This is a genomic window from Collinsella sp. CLA-ER-H4 (assembly GCF_040092395.1).
Classification (GTDB): domain Bacteria; phylum Actinomycetota; class Coriobacteriia; order Coriobacteriales; family Coriobacteriaceae; genus Collinsella.
Window position 1 is genome coordinate 18,999 of the sequence record NZ_JBBNLQ010000015.1, and the last position, 17,915, is coordinate 36,913.

Sequence of the window (17,915 nt, forward strand, 5' to 3'; positions counted from 1 at the left end):
CCAACTTGCGTTGGAGCCTCATTCAATGCTCGGGTGGAGACGAGGGGGATCGAACCCCTGACCTCTTGACTGCCAGTCAAGCGCTCTCCCAGCTGAGCTACGCCCCCGTGCGAAAAAGTACTATACGGGAACTCGGACCACGATGCAAGGACAATTTTGGAAAAACTTTCGGCTAGGGGGGGCGCAGCCCGGCCTCGGTCGCAGGCGCGGGAACGGGCCGCGAAGCCCCGCGGTGCCCTCGGGAGACCTCGAGTTCCGCGGCCAGCCGTTTTTCGCCTCCACGGCGTGGGCCGTCATCATCCCAGCGGCCATCCCGCCTGCGCCGGGCCCATTATCGGGGCCGATCGCGCTCCCGCCCACCCGGCGATTTCAAAACCATGCCGGTTTACGGGGCCAGGCCGGGAACCCCCGAGCATGCCGTAATCGGTAAAATCAAAACCGCAGGTAGACGGCTTGCGCATTCAGCGAAATGCAGGGTATGGACGGCCGGTCCGGGTCCAGCCCCGTAATCCGGCATAGTTTTGAAATGGTTCTTGTCAACCAGCATAATCTTTTACGTGGATTTGAACTGCAAACGTTTTTCAAAGCAATTTGGCAGGCATATGGAGTGGGAACTATGGCAAAAAGAAGCCGGGCTATTTGCCCGGCCCCTCGATTCTCTGGTGGGCCCTCCGGGATTCGAACCCAGAACCCAGGGATTATGAGTCCCCTGCGCTAACCGTTGCGCCAAGAGCCCTTATAAAATGGCGCGTGCGATAGAGACCAATGGAACAGGTCCCTATCATGAACCACGTCGTGAAATACTACCATGCACGCGGCGCCCGTTCAACGCACGATCTTGTCGACCAGGAGGATCATGGTGCCGCCTTTGACCTTGTGTGCCTATATGAAAAAAGGCCCCAACTTGCGTTGGAGCCTCATTCAATGCTCGGGTGGAGACGAGGGGGATCGAACCCCTGACCTCTTGACTGCCAGTCAAGCGCTCTCCCAGCTGAGCTACGCCCCCGTGCGAAAAAGTACTATACGGGAACTCGGACCACGATGCAAGGACAATTTTGGAAAAACTTTCGGCTAGGGGGGGCGCAGCCCGGCCTCGGTCGCAGGCGCGGGAACGGGCCGCGAAGCCCCGCGGTGCCCTCGGGAGACCTCGAGTTCCGCGGCCAGCCGTTTTTCGCCTCCACGGCGTGGGCCGTCATCATCCCAGCGGCCATCCCGCCTGCGCCGGGCCCATTATCGGGGCCGATCGCGCTCCCGCCCACCCGGCGATTTCAAAACCATGCCGGTTTACGGGGCCAGGCCGGGAACCCCCGAGCATGCCGTAATCGGTAAAATCAAAACCGCAGGTAGACGGCTTGCGCATTCAGCGAAATGCAGGGTATGGACGGCCGGTCCGGGTCCAGCCCCGTAATCCGGCATAGTTTTGAAATGATACTAATTCACTAGCAGGAAAACTAGGTCGTTCTAGCGCCTTGTCGCCGGCTAATTTCCGAGTTCCAACCAGTTGCACAGAACATTTGCTCGCAGTCGCGTCTCGGCGCGCTTCATTGCCTCGGATTTGGCTTTATATCGAATCCCCAAACGACTGCAGACGCTTTTGACTATGGCGTCTAGCTGTTTTTTGTCGTTAAGCATATCGTGGGTTACCAGGAACACATCGAAACCCATGCTCTGGAGCGCAGTCATGCGCTCCGCATCTTGGTCAAGTACCGCGCCTGACCCATGGATGACCTCACCTTGGATTTCGATAATTGCTGTCTTCATTAGGATTGGGTTTACAATCACGATGTCACCGTAGCAAACCTTTTGACCTGCGATGCTTTGGGCTTCCTCGGATAGAGGGGTTAAATCGTTGAGGTATACGTATCTGAATCCTGAACCACCTAGACGTCGAGAACGACTTAGAAGCAGGACCCCCGCGACCTCGAGTGGAGATGCAGCAATGCCGATAACCTGCTGAGCGGCATCATAAAACTGCTTTCCCCACATTTGACTTTTGACCTTTTCGGCGAATCGATGCAAGTCGCTCAGTTCGATGAGTGGCTTTCTCATCCAAAGCGAAGTACCTTTGAGTTTCGTAACCTCTCTTCCATCCTCGCGATTGTTCGTTTGGCCTTCATTTGCTGGGACCTTTACGGTTGTGCGGGCATAAACTCGTTTCCAAGGAATCTCGTCTTCGCCTTCTCCAAGTTCGAACAGATCCTGCGTGCTGGAATTGCGATTCTCCTTTAACGCGATTTTTAACTGCATTTCGACAGCGGGGGTCGGCTCGAAAACAGAAAACCAGCCGCAAAGTTCGTACATAGCCAGTACGAGATCTATTTGGGACACAAAGCGTGTCATAGTAAATAGCGTGTTAAGCGGATTGGTGACGCTAAAGCCTAAATGAGTGTCGGTTGTTGTGCCGGTATCCGAAGCCCCTTCCCAGCGAATAGTAGAGCGCAATCCCGAGTGGTGATTACAACAACCTGGCGAAGCAACAGCGATAATCGGGGTCTTGAGGACGTCGGTTACGAATGGGGCTTGGGATAGAGCTCGCCAGCCTTCTTCGGAGTTGGGTAGGCGCGGGTAGAGGTCGCGCACCTGCGGTGGGCAGCGCCAATAGCGGAATGCAGTGTTTGCGCAGATGATATCGTCCATTTGTGCCTCCCCTGGTATCGGCCGTAGACCATGCGGTTGTGGTCGTGGACGATTATCTACCGGGGCATCATGCGGGTAAGTACCGGAAGCTGACCAAACGCTGACCAAAAGCTTGACGAGTTCTGCCGAAAACCGTCGTGTGATAGAAATCCGCTGGAAGGCGCTCTGGGCATGCGGTCCCTGTCTCCACATTTGCGCTCGAATCACATGGGGAGTTCAATGAAAATGCGGATGTGTTTTATACAAAACATGCGATGGCGTCAAAAAAGGGCGCGATAAAAAAATGACGCCTTATACGACTTCGAGTCGATTTTGGTGTCGGCCTTGGTGTCAAATAGAAAAAGGCCAGAGGTTTAACACCTCTGACCTACGCTTTTGATGGTGGGCGATACAAGATTCGAACTTGTGACCCCATCCGTGTGAAGGATATGCTCTACCCCTGAGCCAATCGCCCGTCGCCTTTCGGCAAAAGAGATACTAACATAGCCGTGCGTGGTTTACCAAGAACTTTTTGCTTCCGATTTTAAATTCGCGGGCGCAAACCGCGCCACAGCAATCAGGACAGCCGACAAACCCCCAGCTAAACCACCCTTTATCGCTTGATCCACGAGGTTTCGGGTCGGCAGATAAGTCGCGCGTTGTTGTAGGCCATGTCGAGCGTGAGGCAGGTGCGCGCGGCGTAGAAACCGTCCTCGCGTTGGATGGTCAGCGCCAGCTCGGGCTTGTCGCCGGTCAGGCACAGCGGTAGGAGTAGCTGGATCCGGCCGCCGTAGAACTGCGGCACCGCGAGCGTATAGTTGGCTGCGGCGCGGCGGGCGGCCTCGACGACGGCTCCCTCAAAGGCACGGCGCAGCAGCAGCGAGTTGCCCTCCCCCATCAGGCTGGCGAGAATGCGCGTAAGGTTTTCCTCGTCGCCCAGAATGTGGTCGATGTTGGAGCGGATGGGAAGGCGGTAGTCAAAGACCAGCTCGGAGGGGTCCTCGGCAAAGCGCACGCGGCACGGCAGGTACTCAAATGAGACCAGCATGGGGTCGCTCTCCTTAAAGAAGCCCTTCAAAAACCAGCGCTGGCGCGCGTCGGGCTTGGTGTTGGGCTCAAACAGGCCGTAGATGGTCTCGTAGCGGCGCGTGTACAGGCCGGTGTTAAACAGGCATCGGTCGTCGTCGAACACCAGCGGCAGGTTGGACGGCGCGGTCTGGTCCACGTCGCGCTCGGTCAAAAATACTGCGCGGCTAAACGAAAACGACAGGTAGTTTTTGAGGATGCGGTTGCCGGGACCCCAGTCCTCGGGGTCGGCGAGGTCGGCCAAGCGGTCGTAGCAGGGCTCGGGGCAAAACGCGAAGTCGTACACATTGCTGCACAGGGTGCCGGGGATTTCCATGTGGTGTCCAATCCATTCAATAACTGGCGTGCGGATGGTTTGATTCTATACGGGTGACGGGTCGCCCGCGCCCACAATGCAACCGCGGCGCAACTCTTCGGCGAGTCCACTGGTCGTGCGGCTTCCGGAAACGAGGTCCTGGATCCAAGCGTAGTACTGGTTTCGTTAGAGCGATACCCGTTATCAGGCGCGTTCGACCGCCACCTTTGCTCCTGGCTCTCCGGCAGAGTAGATATCTCTTGGTATTAGAGGCGCCTCCAATCAATGCGATTGAAAGCGCCTTCTCCGCGAGCATTGTTTTGATTGCGTTGGTCGTGCTCTGCGACCAAGGTCTTCTCGGCAGGCTTTCTTTTGATTCCGTTGGTCGCGCCTTACGACCAAAATCAAAGTCAAGCATACAAATGAATGGGAAAAGCTGCAAGGCAAACCCAGAAGTCACACGGTCGCGCTCGTCGGCTCTCGGGCTATGCCAGAAGGCTGGATAGTACCGCTATCCGTCGAAGGACAAAAATGGCGAGGTACGTACCTCGCCGATCTGGCACCTCCAAGACGGCCGTCTCTTTAGTGATTGAGTTTTCTCACATTTCAGGGGCATTTAGAGCTGCATTGATAAGGTCGGCGGAGTTGTCGAAACGACCTGGTTCTCCACTGGCAAAGAACGCATCCCCTTCGCGGATGGCCTCTAGGCTTTCGGCGTTAGGTTCTTTGGGAGGACAGGGCTGTAGGGTTGTATCCGTAAGCTCATCGTTTCGTTTATGTTGAGACATAAAGGCGTATCTCTTCCTGCTCGATGCTTTTGCGGAATGCCGGGCGCATGTGCTCTGGTGGGTTGGTGACGATATCAACCTTTCGCCCAAGTTCCCTCTCGAGCTCATGGGAGAGTTCGTAAAGCGTGCCGAACGTCATAGTGTTGCCGCATACAAGGCGCAAGTCAATATCGCTATCGGGCGTTTGCTCGCCTCGGGCAAACGAGCCAAATAAATAGGCTTCGCTGACGTCGTATTGAGCCAGCACGCGGGAGGCGACGGTAGATATGTCGGAAGGCGAAATCATGGGATATTTTCCGTTCAACAGTAGAGCGCCAGGGGGCCAGCGCGGATACCGCCGATCCGGCTTTTTGCCGTTCTGCAAGCTCGAAGATAAACGGAGCGTTTGATCTGACGAACTCGGTCAAAAAATCCAGATCGTTAGTAGAAAAACCTTCGACAATGAACCATTTGACCGCAGGCAAGAAGCATTCCGCATGGTCAGAGCCAAGGTCAACCGGACGCTCGACGGCTACGCGAACGGTCCCGTCATCTCTTGTCTCTGAGTAAGCAAACTGAGTGCCGTCATCTAGCTGAACATAGCTCCAAAGCATTGCTACCTCGTTTACAACTTTTTGAGTTAAAAGACTGCCCCTAACGCGGGTTGAATCACACTAGTTACCCGACCCAAATACGTCATCTACAAGATCAGGCAAGTCTGTCCATACTTGATAGGCGGCAACGTTGTCCGGATTCATTTCTCTTGCACGACGTTTATCATCCGTATTGTGCTTTGCGGCATTGGCCAAAGCCTGGCCCTTGTTGCCGTCAATCATTTCGAGATTTACCGACTTGAACTTTGACGCGGAGGACCTGTTGGGGTCAGTAGATTTTAGAATACCAAGGTCGCGCGCTCTTTTCTCACATTGTGGCGTCGATGCAAAAGTTTCCGGGCATGGCGACACGTGATCGATAAGCCATACTTCAAAGCATGGATTGGAGATCGCGAGCCTAACCCCTTTTGTCTTTGCTTCTCGTTCTGCTGCGGCTAGGTTTCTGAATTCATCTGAATCGACTACGATCCATGCGGAACTCAATGCTTCGATTTCGCCTGCTTTAACGGCCTTTTTATCCGAATCGAGCTCTCGCGAAAGCTGCTTGGCCACCTTCAAAGGGTCTCCGTCAATATGCCGATACGGCACGCTTCCGCGAACGTCCATTTCAGTAATAAGAAAGTTAAAATATTCGGTTTCGGTCACCTTTCCATTGGACACAATTAGGTGGCGCTTTCGCTTGGCTCTTGTCTGCTTTTTGCGGCCGCGAGCAAGCCCCCTCCTTTCTGTTTTAGCCATCTATGTCAGCGCCTTCCTTCATGAGTTGGGCTACAAGTTGATGAAAACTTGGGTTGGGCAGCGGTACGTAGACTCCGTTCATATAATTGCGCCCCAGATTCTCATTTGCGCGAGGGGAATATTCCATAGCAGCAATCAATTGCGAAGCACCTTCAGAGTCCTTTTCCACAAACCAGACCTGGTCACGTTCAAGCACCTCTTCCATAGGGCTGGTTCGCGTCATTAAGGTGACATCATGGGTCGAGAAGATTAGCTGCGCGCCCCTTGGATTAGTGCTGGGATCGGCAAACAGTGAGACAAAGTCGCGCAACAGCGTGGGATGAAGGCTCGAATCAAGCTCGTCAATTACCGTTGTGGCCCCACTGCTTAAAGAGCGTAAGGCTACCGAGAAAAACGCCAGCGCAGCTTTTGTGCCCTCCGATTCATGGGCGGAGTCCAGCCAAAAGCCATCTCCCGAGCCTTTGTGGTGGAAGAACAGGTCATAAGCGAACGACCATTTAAAGTTATCTGCTTTTTTATTGCGCGCCTCTTTTGGAATATCATCGGGTCCGATGAGTGAATCTATTAAACCAGGGACGCCTTCAGCTTGACGAACGTCCATGCCGTCAATTCCGATGTCGGCATATTTAATGAGCTGAGATAACATTTGGGCTCGAGGGTCATCGTTGATAAACAGTTTTTTAATGGTTGCAAGTTCTGCTAGATAATGCGTTGCATCGTAGAGATAGACATCGTTGGCGAGAGCGGCGAATGCCGGCTGAACCACATTATTGCCTGCCGCCGCAACAACAGATAAGAACAAAGAGTTTTTACGCGTGATATCCCAAAGCTGTTTTTTAGCGCCCGTAAAGGAGCTGCCAAATTTAATCGACTGTTTCCCGTTTACCGAAGTGCGGTCATAGAGGAGGGACGGCTGTTTCGATCGGTATACGGTGAGGTTCTCATAAGTAACCTCATTTTTGTTTACACCAAATGAAAACTCATACTTCAAATTGCTGGCGGTAAATTCAATCGAGAACTCGGTATCACTTGATCGAGACTCTGAGTCAAGTAAAAAAGGAATGACAGGTATATGAGATTTTGAATCACCTGTTGCGTAACCGTTGCGAATGAAATACGAGACAAAGTCCAGAGCGTCTAAAAAATTTGATTTGCCTGACGCGTTTGCGCCGTAAATCGCGGCTACTCGCACGGGCCCAAATTTCTTTTTGCTCGAAATCGGTTCAAACGAGAACTGCTGAGTATCTCGAAAGCTCTGAAAGTTCTTAAATGAAAAATTGAGGATCATCTTTAGAATCCTTCTCGCAAAAGTCGATTTTCACAGACATCCTTAAATAACAAGAACAATTATATAGTTTTAAAACAGGTATTTGTTAGCTTTGAACAAATATCGGTTTTAAATTGAGATTTTAGGCAATGAACCTTATAAGTACGTATGACATAATGCCTGAAGCATAATTCTCTACGCTGATATTAAGAGCAATCTTCAGTGACGGTGTCTCTTAATCTCACTCACTATGCCGGCGCATCTCTTCTCAATGCTGTCGGGAAAGAGCGAAGCTTCGGTAATGCCAAGTTTACTCAACTCGTTCAGTATTGATGCTTTTCTATCAGATGGCACTATGCAACGACCGGTTATTACGGGGCTGTCTTTGGGTAGTGGACTTATGAATTCCTCAAACGAAAAATAAGGATCTTCACCACGAATGTCATTTGGGAAAAGGATATATTGCCCCGACTGAGCGGCTTGCCTATCGAGATATCTAGTTCCGTAGACAAATAATGTGTCTTCGCAGCACTCCTTAAACCATTTTGCCTGATCGGTTGGTTCAGGGCAATTTGAAAGCACTAGATCACGTTGATAGTCAAAGTATGGTCTAGATATTGCAAGTGAAGCAAAGTCTGATAACACTTTAGAGTTCATAAACAGATGCCACGAGTCCGCGATTGCCTGACAGATGGGATATTCCTGCTTATCCCCTCCCGGTCGCCTAAAGATAAATACTTCGCCCACGTCATCCAGATTTCCGCAGGCGAAATAGAGGGCGGCAAGTGCGTTTGAAGTGACATCTAATAGTCTGGTGGGGACTCCGTAGTGCTGGAGACAGGCTAAAAGATCAATTGGAAGCAAATCTCGATTAAAAACATTTGGCAATATGCGGCACGCAGTTTCAATAATATCCGCCTCGTGCTTAAGGGTGCCTATGATAGGAGAAATGGCGTCACTTCCCGGTTTACGCCAAAGACTGTCTCTTCCGATTGACGGAACAAGATCAAACTTAGTGGATCCTTGTCCACGAAACACAAATGTAGACTCAATTGTTCTGGCGTCACCATTTATTGTTGGTGAAAGACCTTTGATGTATTTGATATACGAGGCTACATCTTCAACCTCAACTTTAGCTTCATTAGACATATATCAATCCTTTAGCGGAACAAGAAGCTTTACAAACAGTAGAATTTTGATTGTAAGTATCTTATCGCTCTGGCAGATGGGGCGTAAGGCTCAACATCGGTAACAGATCGAGAGGTAGTCGAGCTGAGAAATAGTGCCGTCGCAGCGATAGCTGAAACGGCACCAATCTCTAAGAAATTGATTTAGTAGAAGGCTAAAGACTTCTGCAATAGCTGCATTCACCTCTCCCCTGGTCTCACTTAAACGGGGGCATTAGCAACGATATACGGCTGCCAGGAGCACTGTCCCCAGAATGAAAAGCGTTAAGGAAGCGGCGATCCAGTTGCTGTCGCCGGTCTTGGGGAGCGACGACGTCGTTGCCGTAGCGGGCTTGGCCTTGGCCGTCTTGGCGACCGTGGTCTTGGTTACTGTCGTTGTTGTCTTGGTTGTCGCGGCCGCGGGTTTCAGTGCGGGATTTGCCGTGGGCCCCGTGGTGGGCTCTCCGGCAGCGGGGTTAGCATCGATGGGAGACTTGTCCGCGCTATCGCCCGGTACCTCGCTCCTGTGGGTCTCCCCCGCCGGTGGCGTGGCGACCCCGGGCTCAACCACCACATGCGGTGACACCGCACCGGAGGCATCCATCACGCCGCAAGCACCAAAGGTCCCGCCAGCAGGCGTCACAAACCGCGTGGACGCAAGCGACCCGCCCGTGCACGCAACGCCGCCGTCGGCGCCGGTCGCATCGAGCCACGAGGCGTCAACGGAAAGCTGGCAGCCGGCCGCACCATCGCCGAGGCCCGCATCTTGCAGATAAACGCCGTAGGCGCGCACGCCCGCTCCGGACCCGGCACACGCGGCAACGACGCGCCCGCCGCCGCGCACGGCCATGTCTCCTGCGATCACGCCGGCAACCGCCTCGTCGTAAATATCGGCCCCGTCTGCCCGGGCATCGACGGTGCATCCGTCCACCACGAGCGCCTGCGAGACGTGGACCCCGCACTGCGAGCCCGTCGCCGCCAGGGTCCCGGTACCGCGAAGCGTCAGGTTGCCCCACACCTCCATGCCGCACAGCGTGATGTCCGCATCGGGCGCATGCGACTCCGTCACGGAGTTCTGCCCGTCAAGCGTCAGCACCAGGTCGCCCTCGGCGCCGATGGCCTCGCCCGCGTAGCCGTTAAGCTCCAGGTGGTCGGCATCGGTCCAGGCCCAGCCGGGGCCCGACACGCCCGGCTCGTAGTACGTCGCGCCCGCGATGACGAGGCTCTCCGCGCCCGCGGCATAAGAAGGCCCGCCCAGCAAAACGCATAGGCAGGCCATGGCAACAATCGCAATGTAATGACGGCTGGTGTGGGACTCGGCAGCAAACATACCCGCTCCGATCTTCGCAGGAGCCAATAGAATGTGCACCAGAAAATGCGCTGGTAGCAGCAGCTATTAGTTTAGCGAGATCAAGGCACAAACAAAGGAAATACCCCTGAACAGTGACAATAATTAGGTGTAAATCGTTTTGCCAATCGGTGAAAGGAAATTGGATATCGTCAAGATGGCAAATCAAAATACCTTAGGCTTCGGAATTTTCTAGAGATGCATTGATAGAATCGATGGCGTTGTCAAGGCGACTGGGCTCCCCCGTTGCCAAGAACGCCTCTCCTTCGCGAATAGCCTCAAGGGTCTCTGAGCCAAGCGCTCCGTAATCAAAATGGCTCGGGATGGAGTCCGTATCTTTTAAATCAGCTGCGGCTAGCTTTACGGTTTTCCATTTCCCAGTTTTCGGGTCCTTCCATATCCGAGCGGAGACAACATCATCAGCCGCAACAGCATCCACTACGCTTATCCACTCCTTCAGGCCGCAATAGCACAAGTGCTTTTCATAGTCCTTGTCAGAGACAACAAAAAAGCCAAGCACGCAATCTGATTCATCATATGAAAACATAACAACGACCGCGGAATGAATTAGTTGGTTCGTGAGTTGTCGTAAGGAAATGGATGAAGATGTGGATTTAGTTAAGTCGAAATATCGTTCATCAATAAAGCGTTTGTTCAAGGGCGAGATGTCTTTTTGGGCTTCCTTCTTTGCAGGATATAAGTCGACCTTTAGGTTAAGCGAACCGATGCCGTCGCTTAGCTTATTTGCATCCAAGAGTAAGCGAACGGTAAAGGCGGACAACAGGAGAGCCTTTTCCAGGCGATAATCACGGTACTCGTCTTCCAGAGTGGTACAAGTGGAAAAGTCCCGTAATTCTGTTGCGTATGATCGTAAGTCATCTTTCCAATAACAGGATTCGTAAACCATCTGATATAACTCCTAGTCACAATTTGACATTGCGATTTTTGCGTAATGTCAATAAAAAGAAATGGTCAGACTATATATGTGAAATTAGCCTGGCAATAGTTTCTCCTTCAGATCGGCGACCCCATCTTCGAGGCCAAGAGGGTGGCGAGGCGGATAATTTGCCGAAGCAATACTTTGCGTCGCGCCATCGTTGACCGCCGACGAGGCCGAACCAGCGGTATTCTTATGCAGTCAGCATTACGTGAGAAAGGCTAGCGTTGCGAGACTTCAACCACACTAGGATTGTTTCCTATGGCCGCAATGACTGGGCTGTAGGAGCTTTCATGGACCGTTGTCTTCATATCCTGAAGGAGGGTCCTCACATTCAAATCGCGACGATTAATGACGCGATAGAGGCTCATCAGCTTAAGCTCACTTTTGAAACGGTCCCCGAACTGTTCAAGGAAGCTGAAGTCGGCGACGTCGCAAGAGCCGTCGCTGCGCTCTTCGCGAACGCCTGCAAGTATACGAGGGAGACGCTCGCGTCTTCGGAAATCCTTGGTATTTACGAGGAACTCGAGATGCAGTACGCCACTCAGTTCTGGGGCTTGGTGCACGCCTGCGGCGCAGAGACGCTGATCTCCGGCGAGGAAATTGACGGACTTCTTTCGCGACATGTCGAATGCTTAGCTTCTATCTTGGAGAACGACAAACTCGTCAAATTATTTGATACAGAGCTAGGAAAATCACTGATCGACAATCCGTATTATTCCGCGGAGCTGATCATCCACGAGTACGCGACGGAATCAAGGAGCCAGAACGTAATCTACCTCCCTAAATGCCTTTCCCAAGGCGACTTTGATTCGATAATGACCGGCTACCTCGACGACCAGCGCGCCAACCAGAATTGCATGGAGGCCCTTTTCAATTGGCCTTCCGGCGCAACAAAATGCAGGTTCTCTCCGTCGCCGGACGTCAAAGTGCGCGCAAAGCGGGCCCACGATAAAGCCATGGATGAGCTATTCCGGCAAGGTACTGGATTTGAGTACGGAGCCGGGGTGCTGATCGACCCTGAACAGATTGCTTGCAAGGGCGTAAAGTTCGAAGGCCTAACCTTGACCTACAGTTTTAGCGAAACGTGGCTCGCCAAATACACCGATAATGCAAGCATCATGAACAATTGCAGATATCTATTGGACGTAGTAGACCAAAGCGGTCTCATGGCCGCACCTGCTCACTCCCACGAGGAGAGAGGTCTGCTTGCGATGCTGGGTTCCCACGTGCTGGGGGAATACCGAATGAATACGATCTCCAAGGTGCGGGAATCACTAGCCAATGTCGAAGTTGTCGCATACGCAAATTTCCTCGAAAGCCGCGGTACAAGGCTCGAAGATGCACTCGAATGGACGTACAACGTTTACTTTGCAGAGGAGTACTCAATCAGTGATTTCAGCTTGGCGCTGCCGTCAAGCGGAGCTTCGTGGCTCGACAAATGCAAGTCGATAGGGCCAGAGATCGAGCGCGCCGTTAAGTCCTATTCAATATATTCGAGGATTGGAAAAATCGACGGAGACTATTTCCCCTATGAAAGCTTTAAAACTTTTGGGATCCTCAACGCGCTCTCTGAGAAAAAGTACGCAATCGACGGAGCCTGCTTTAACAGATGGGGATTCTATCTGTTCTCGGACCAGTGCATGCTGACATACAGAAGAGGCCATAACGACCATGTTCGTTGCTTCTTCGATTTGATTTCAAATGCCATGGTTACCTTCGACGATTTTGATTCTGTTTATGCCGAGGTGCTCCAGCAATTAGTTGACCGACAACTGGTAAGTGCGTGCGAAGAAACAGGCGCTCTCTCCCCAACCCCTCGATCAATTTGCCTGAAGGCCGTTTGGGATAATGGTGCAATTGCGCTTGGGGGATGTGGAGACGGTGATTTAGCGCTCATCGATGGCCTTGTCTCAGACGAAATGCTGTCATACAGCGGCAAGCTGTTCGCACCCGACGAGGCTGCATATCTCGACTACATGTTTAACGATGCCTCTTTCCCCAACTCACAAGGTCTCAGGAACAGATACGACCATGCGCATTCACCAATCGCCGACCCTGATGCGGCGAACATTCGATCCGATTACTATCGCATGCTGACCTTGCTCGTCGCGATTACACTCAAGATAAACGATGAGCTGTCGGCCAAAACGGGCCGCGGGTACCTCGAAAACTTCGTAGATTGGCCATATTACGACGAAAGCGTCTTCGAACTCGCAAAGAAATTGATCGCAACGAAGCATGAAACTGTCTGTGATGCTGAGTCAGAATAGTTCCAATGACGGTAGTTCCGAACCTGCTTGATCAGGATCGGAAAGCCTTTCCGTTTCTCCGTGGCGAATTCCTGTCAGACATCTCGATAACCATTGTGATGGCCTCAGACGGCGCAACTCGACGTCATGCAGTCGCTCTGCCGCTCCTGTACAAACGAGCAACACGAGCCCTCATGCCATACATCAGAGGAACGGTACTGGCAGTCCTTGGCCTTCACGCGCTTCATGACGCCCTGGATGGAGCTCGCGCGGAAGTTGTCGAAGCCGGTCGTTGTCAGGCGGCACGCGCCCCTGGCCGCTCCTTTTGCCGCCGTAGACGCGACAACGAACTATTTACACGTTTTGTTTAATCCACTTGTACAATGCCGTTTCCTTTAATTCGGACATAGCACATTGGCCTGTTTTGATCCGGCTCCAAAGCCAATCAAGCTCTTCTGCCGCTTTTTGGCCTAGCACAACTTCATTGTCATCAAGAAGCGTATCGGTCTCAACGCAAACATAATCAGACGCAATAGGAAAAGAGGTAATGAATGAACTAACGGGAGAGAACTCATGCGATGTATCAAAACTAGCAAGACGGCAGATGTCCGCGAGTGGAACGTTGACTCCTCCAAGCTGCTCAGCGTAATCACTCATGTCTGATAGGTACAGACCGTTTGACAGTCTTGCTGAATTGCTAAACGCATCAAGCATACCGGTTATATGAATGGCAATTACTTTCTCTGAGAATAGCGCAGTGAATAAAACAGCCGTCGCCTCATATAACGTTAACTTATCTAGCTCATCAAGAGTGTCTTCGATGTTAGACAAATCAATATAGTGCAGGTTTGAGACATTATATGTTGCCTCCTTCAACTGAGGAAATGTTGACTTAATCGCATTCACCCAATTGCGGTAATAATCTATCTCAATGTAGTGCTTAACAAACTCATTTCCCAAACATTCCTCAATAAAGCTTTGGCTGAATTCAGGCGTAATACAATCCGGAAATCTATATTCGCATTCGGGATCGCTTCTTAATATTGGGAATGGGTCGGCTGCAAGGCGAAATATCGCACAAACCTTTACTGCCGCTTTGAAATACTCAGCGAAATCTTCATGAATTCGACCTGCGCTTTCGGGGGCCATCCCATAGGGCTTGGTATAAAAGGATTCGTGACCTTGTTTGTGGATATACTTATTCGCCCGTCTATTGAGTTTGCTTATCAGCTCATCAATTTCGGGCATTTGCTCAAGGAGCTCTCTGTACTCACTGTCTGCTTCGCGCAACATTCCTGATAGCTTGGAAAATGAAGGAAAACTCTCAAGCGAGGCCCATTTCTTATATTTTGCCTCGCGTTCAGCGTTATCCAGATTCGTGAACAGCGCCCCGATAAGGATAACCTCTCCAGCCTGTCTGACGGAATAAAACGCTGCATCAAAGTAACCCTGATGAATTAGATCCAGTGAGTTGGCCAGGAGTTGGCAGGATTCAAGCAGAAACTGATTAAATGACGGCGTTTCGACCATACCACTTATAGAATCCGCCAATTCGTCAACATAGCTATATAGTTGATAGTAGTCGAGTACATTCTCTTTTGTTATGTACCGCTGAGGATGATATCTCCAGCTGAACAGCTTTCCATTTACGTCTTGATCGTTAAAGTTCATGTTGTCCATCTTTCAAATTAATTTGAGCGCTGGTCCATTTCCAATATTCACATCTATCGGCTGGAACAAAATCAAGTGCTAACGTATATTTAGCGATGTCTACCTTAGTGTAAGGTTGATTAAATGAGTGACAATAAATCTAGCCAGAACGCTCATGAAGAGCGAGTATTTAATGATGTTATCCAATTGTCTTTAGCGTCAGGCGGTTATAAGAAAAAGGCCGCAACGAAGCTGCGCGGCATTCTCCGCTCAGACGAAGAGCGCCCTGATCTCGTAATTCGAGGAGGCAATGGATCCATCATCGGACTAGAGCATTTTAGGATTGACCACCATATTAAGCGGGGACGTTCCGCTAGCTCGAAATCAGCGGAGCTAATGGCCAATATGAATGCTCAGCGCGAGAGACTAAAGCCGGCACTCAACAGAAGTGACGAGGCGCTATATGAAGCGGCCGAAGTTGTCGCCAGTTTCATATCTAAAGAGGTCTATCAGCACCACGCTGCTTGCTGCGATGATCTCTCGCGTTCGCTATCTATTAGGTTGTTTGATAAAAGGTCGGGACATGCACTCAAGCTATTAGACTACCGTAAAAACCTTATTGAGCGATATGGTGATGATCGCAATATCGAACTTGGCTATCTGATTGAAGTTCACTCTGATTTTCACAGTTTGTTTTTGCACACCGGTTCCAAGGTCGTTCGTCTACAATCGGGCCATTGCCCCTTATTTGGGGATATATTTACTCTTCTTCAGAAAGCTTCCGCTGAGGTTGATTGGATTCTTATAGGGTTTTATCCATGTCTAACAGATCAAATTGTCGATGCGGCAGTTTTAGATTGCCGTAATGATTTATTCACCGAAAGTTGCCGTAGGCAAAGTCTATATTCAACCGCCTATTTAGGGCTGGTGAAATTTGAGCCCTATTACATCCATAAGAGGGAGGGTGAAACTACGGTAAAGCAGGACGGCGATAATTACACCATTCTTTTGGAAAACCCCGCCGAGTTTATCGAACCAATTACTCTATTCCGAAACGCAATTAGTGAGGCTGCGAGAGCTTTAAACTTAAAGAAAGCTGGCAAGCCATTTACAACAACGCTATCAGTACAGATGATGTATGAATTGGTATGGATGAGGGGATCCAAGATACCTGGAACCGTAACCGAGCCGGATATTGAATCCCTATTGTTGGAGGTTGGACCCATCGAGCTTCGTTCTCGTCTTGCAGCATTTTGTGATCGCTATCAAATTTCGAACCCATCAGAGTACGCGCCTCGGATAGATTAACGAACGCTCATTTTAAAAGGCCGATGATAACGGTTAAAAATAGCGGGGGTGTATCGGCTTTAGCCGATACACCCCCGCTATTTTTAACCGTTATCAATCTTTCTAGAGAAATGGTTCGCCCGACCCAGGCAACCGCCTCTCCCCCTAGTCCCTCTTAAACAAATCTCTCGTGTACACCTTGCCGCCACGTCCGCGAGCTCGTCGCTCCAGCAGTTGGGGACGATTACGTCGCAGCCGGCCTTGAAGACCTCCAGGTCATGGGTCATCTCGGAGCCGAAGAGCTCCGGCGCGTACAGCGTGGGCTCGTAGACCACCACGGGCACGCCCTTGACATTCACGCGCTTCATGACGCCCTGGATGGAACTCGCGCGGAAGTCGTTAGAGTTCGACTTCATCGTCACGTTATAGACGCCCGCGTCCACCAATTGCCATATTTTTAATTAAGAGAATTTGCCGATAAAAAACTGCAGGCGAAAATAGGAATGATTGTTAAATAACCGATGAGTAGAATATTGCCAATTAAAGACGACGCAGGGAGAACAATAGATGACAACCGTCACAGAGCAAGGTGCGCAGAATTTTAGCTTGCCTGCCATTAATCAGAATATGAATATCCCAAATTTTAATCTTCCTGATTTTCGTCCAAATTGGCATCAGCTAATTATCATTGGTAACGGATTCGACTTAGAGTGTGGATTGCCGTCTGGGTTCAGCAGCTATATTAATGCCCGAAATATAGATTTAAGAGAATGCAAAGGTGACGAAGCTCGAAGTTACACCCTTACAATATGGGATACCATACTAGAGGGCATGCCAAATGCCAATTGGTGCGACATAGAGGGTGCCATCTCAAATTGGATGGCACCCGACGGCTTTGAGCCATTGTCAGAAGGCACGCTCTTTTCAAAGTGCCTTAACTTTCTGGTGAATCACGACCCAACTGAATTTGATTCAAAAAATGTTGAAGAGGTGGTTGCCTTTCAGCTGTTCCACCGCCTCCCAAATCACTGGTGTCATTGGACCATTAGTAGTCTACTGGATAGAACCATGAAGGACCTACATATTCTTGAAGAGGAGTTTTCGAAATACCTTCAGGAGGCAGTTTCGAAGTCGGATGACTATAAAGACCGCGCATCAAAACTCATGATTGAACTGATGGATTATGAGCGACCGTGTGAAGAAGAATATGACATTCAGGAAAGCATCCTTAGCTTTAATTACACTCGAGTCGCAGAGGATTTCCGTTCGAAAGAACATGCGATCAACTACGTTAATGTACACGGAAGACTTGGCGGTGAAATTGTATTTGGGATTGACGGTTCTCGCATAATGGGCAATGAGCTCGTTGTGCCCTTTACAAAGACATATCGAGTTATGGCATTAAATCCGCCAGATATTGAAAAAATTGTTGAAGTACCCACCAACGCAAGCACCTATGGACATGGTACGCGCGTTATAAAGTTCTACGGTCACTCTTTGGGAAAAGCTGACTATTCATATTTTCAGGCAATATTTGATGCGGTGAACCTGTATGAAGGAGAAACGAAATTGATCTTCTTTTTCAGGCCGCACGAGAAGAGATCTGGAGATTGCGGAACCGTTGAGGAGGCAAAGAAAGATGTAATGTCAAAAGCAATTGCGCTTTTGACTGCTTATGGGGCAACTCTTGATAACAAAGATCATGGAACAAATCTGATTCATAAGTTGCTAATTGAAGGCCGTTTAGTCGTTGCTTTACTACCCGATACTGTGCGTCATCCCAATTAGATTCGCTAAATCATCTTGGTGACAACAAGTATGTAGCTAAGTAGATGCGCAGGTTAATAGATCCACGTGGAACGACATATACAAACCTCGCACGCAACGGCGGG

General features: G+C 50.6%; 13 protein-coding genes and 4 tRNA genes. 3 read left to right on the forward strand and 14 right to left on the reverse strand.

Translation table 11 applies throughout. The features are described from left to right. Positions 1 to 34: 34 nt before the first annotated feature. The 12 genes from AAAX34_RS08585 to AAAX34_RS08640 all read right to left on the reverse strand — a co-directional run bounded on the left by AAAX34_RS08585 (position 35) and on the right by AAAX34_RS08640 (position 10,804). A tRNA-Ala gene (locus AAAX34_RS08585) sits at positions 35 to 107 on the reverse strand. Between the two features lie 553 nt (positions 108 to 660). Continuing rightward, positions 661 to 736: transfer RNA gene (locus AAAX34_RS08590), tRNA-Ile, on the reverse strand. 197 nt (positions 737 to 933) lie between these two features. Then, positions 934 to 1,006 (reverse strand) — tRNA-Ala (locus AAAX34_RS08595). A gap of 473 nt (positions 1,007 to 1,479) precedes the next feature. Beyond that, complete coding sequence (locus AAAX34_RS08600; protein WP_349110895.1) at positions 1,480 to 2,637, reverse strand: hypothetical protein; 1,158 nt, start codon at positions 2,635 to 2,637, stop codon at positions 1,480 to 1,482. 379 nt (positions 2,638 to 3,016) lie between these two features. Next, a tRNA-Val gene (locus AAAX34_RS08605) sits at positions 3,017 to 3,091 on the reverse strand. Positions 3,092 to 3,229: 138 nt separating this feature from the next. Further along, a complete protein-coding gene (locus tag AAAX34_RS08610) occupies positions 3,230 to 4,018 on the reverse strand; it encodes a DUF3825 domain-containing protein (protein WP_349110896.1) in 789 nt (262 codons plus the stop codon). Positions 4,019 to 4,771: 753 nt separating this feature from the next. After that, the gene (locus AAAX34_RS08615; protein ID WP_349110897.1) at positions 4,772 to 5,071 is read right to left on the reverse strand and encodes a nucleotidyltransferase domain-containing protein; all 300 of its coding nucleotides are present in this window, start codon (positions 5,069 to 5,071) and stop codon (positions 4,772 to 4,774) included. A gap of 367 nt (positions 5,072 to 5,438) precedes the next feature. Then, positions 5,439 to 6,116: an RloB family protein gene (locus tag AAAX34_RS08620; RefSeq protein ID WP_349110898.1), complete on the reverse strand. Its 678-nt coding sequence runs from the start codon at positions 6,114 to 6,116 to the stop codon at positions 5,439 to 5,441. Beyond that, positions 6,109 to 7,404, reverse strand: coding sequence for an AAA family ATPase (locus tag AAAX34_RS08625; RefSeq protein WP_349110899.1), 1,296 nt, complete (start codon positions 7,402 to 7,404; stop codon positions 6,109 to 6,111). Before AAAX34_RS08625 ends, AAAX34_RS08620 begins: the two co-directional genes overlap by 8 nt. Before the next feature lie 198 nt (positions 7,405 to 7,602). Continuing rightward, entirely contained in the window at positions 7,603 to 8,532 is a 930-nt protein-coding gene (locus AAAX34_RS08630; protein ID WP_349110900.1) for an FRG domain-containing protein, read from the reverse strand. A gap of 252 nt (positions 8,533 to 8,784) precedes the next feature. Next, on the reverse strand, positions 8,785 to 9,879 hold the full coding sequence (locus AAAX34_RS08635; protein WP_349110901.1) for a hypothetical protein: 1,095 nt from the start codon (positions 9,877 to 9,879) through the stop codon (positions 8,785 to 8,787). Positions 9,880 to 10,072: 193 nt separating this feature from the next. Next, complete coding sequence (locus tag AAAX34_RS08640; protein ID WP_349110903.1) at positions 10,073 to 10,804, reverse strand: hypothetical protein; 732 nt, start codon at positions 10,802 to 10,804, stop codon at positions 10,073 to 10,075. Positions 10,805 to 11,127: 323 nt separating this feature from the next. On the opposite strand from AAAX34_RS08640, the gene AAAX34_RS08645 reads away from it, so the two are divergent. Continuing rightward, entirely contained in the window at positions 11,128 to 13,107 is a 1,980-nt protein-coding gene (locus AAAX34_RS08645; RefSeq protein WP_349110905.1) for a hypothetical protein, read from the forward strand. Positions 13,108 to 13,440: 333 nt separating this feature from the next. On the opposite strand, the gene AAAX34_RS08650 is transcribed toward AAAX34_RS08645, so the two are convergent. Next, positions 13,441 to 14,766, reverse strand: coding sequence for a hypothetical protein (locus tag AAAX34_RS08650; protein WP_349110906.1), 1,326 nt, complete (start codon positions 14,764 to 14,766; stop codon positions 13,441 to 13,443). Positions 14,767 to 14,880: 114 nt separating this feature from the next. Here AAAX34_RS08650 and AAAX34_RS08655 point away from each other — a divergent pair, with 114 nt between their 5' ends. Continuing rightward, complete coding sequence (locus AAAX34_RS08655) at positions 14,881 to 16,044, forward strand: hypothetical protein (RefSeq protein WP_349110908.1); 1,164 nt, start codon at positions 14,881 to 14,883, stop codon at positions 16,042 to 16,044. An 83-nt stretch (positions 16,045 to 16,127) separates the two neighbouring features. Here the strand turns inward: AAAX34_RS08655 and AAAX34_RS08660 are convergent, their stop codons facing one another. Further along, positions 16,128 to 16,439, reverse strand: a complete 312-nt coding sequence (locus tag AAAX34_RS08660; RefSeq protein ID WP_349110909.1) for a hypothetical protein — start codon at positions 16,437 to 16,439, stop codon at positions 16,128 to 16,130. A gap of 151 nt (positions 16,440 to 16,590) precedes the next feature. Between AAAX34_RS08660 and AAAX34_RS08665 the strand changes: the two genes are divergently transcribed. Continuing rightward, the gene (locus AAAX34_RS08665; RefSeq protein ID WP_217108071.1) at positions 16,591 to 17,811 is read left to right on the forward strand and encodes an AbiH family protein; all 1,221 of its coding nucleotides are present in this window, start codon (positions 16,591 to 16,593) and stop codon (positions 17,809 to 17,811) included. The last annotated feature ends 104 nt before the right edge of the window (positions 17,812 to 17,915 follow it).

Coding starts and splice junctions, on each gene's coding strand:
- AAAX34_RS08600 (WP_349110895.1), bottom strand. CDS start 2,637: ATGGACGATATCATCTGCGCAAACACTGCATTCCGCTATTGGCGCTGC.
- AAAX34_RS08610 (WP_349110896.1), bottom strand. CDS start 4,018: ATGGAAATCCCCGGCACCCTGTGCAGCAATGTGTACGACTTCGCGTTT.
- AAAX34_RS08615 (WP_349110897.1), bottom strand. CDS start 5,071: ATGATTTCGCCTTCCGACATATCTACCGTCGCCTCCCGCGTGCTGGCT.
- AAAX34_RS08620 (WP_349110898.1), bottom strand. CDS start 6,116: ATGGCTAAAACAGAAAGGAGGGGGCTTGCTCGCGGCCGCAAAAAGCAG.
- AAAX34_RS08625 (WP_349110899.1), bottom strand. CDS start 7,404: ATGATCCTCAATTTTTCATTTAAGAACTTTCAGAGCTTTCGAGATACT.
- AAAX34_RS08630 (WP_349110900.1), bottom strand. CDS start 8,532: ATGTCTAATGAAGCTAAAGTTGAGGTTGAAGATGTAGCCTCGTATATC.
- AAAX34_RS08635 (WP_349110901.1), bottom strand. CDS start 9,879: ATGTTTGCTGCCGAGTCCCACACCAGCCGTCATTACATTGCGATTGTT.
- AAAX34_RS08640 (WP_349110903.1), bottom strand. CDS start 10,804: ATGGTTTACGAATCCTGTTATTGGAAAGATGACTTACGATCATACGCA.
- AAAX34_RS08645 (WP_349110905.1), top strand. CDS start 11,128: ATGGACCGTTGTCTTCATATCCTGAAGGAGGGTCCTCACATTCAAATC.
- AAAX34_RS08650 (WP_349110906.1), bottom strand. CDS start 14,766: ATGGACAACATGAACTTTAACGATCAAGACGTAAATGGAAAGCTGTTC.
- AAAX34_RS08655 (WP_349110908.1), top strand. CDS start 14,881: ATGAGTGACAATAAATCTAGCCAGAACGCTCATGAAGAGCGAGTATTT.
- AAAX34_RS08660 (WP_349110909.1), bottom strand. CDS start 16,439: ATGAAGTCGAACTCTAACGACTTCCGCGCGAGTTCCATCCAGGGCGTC.
- AAAX34_RS08665 (WP_217108071.1), top strand. CDS start 16,591: ATGACAACCGTCACAGAGCAAGGTGCGCAGAATTTTAGCTTGCCTGCC.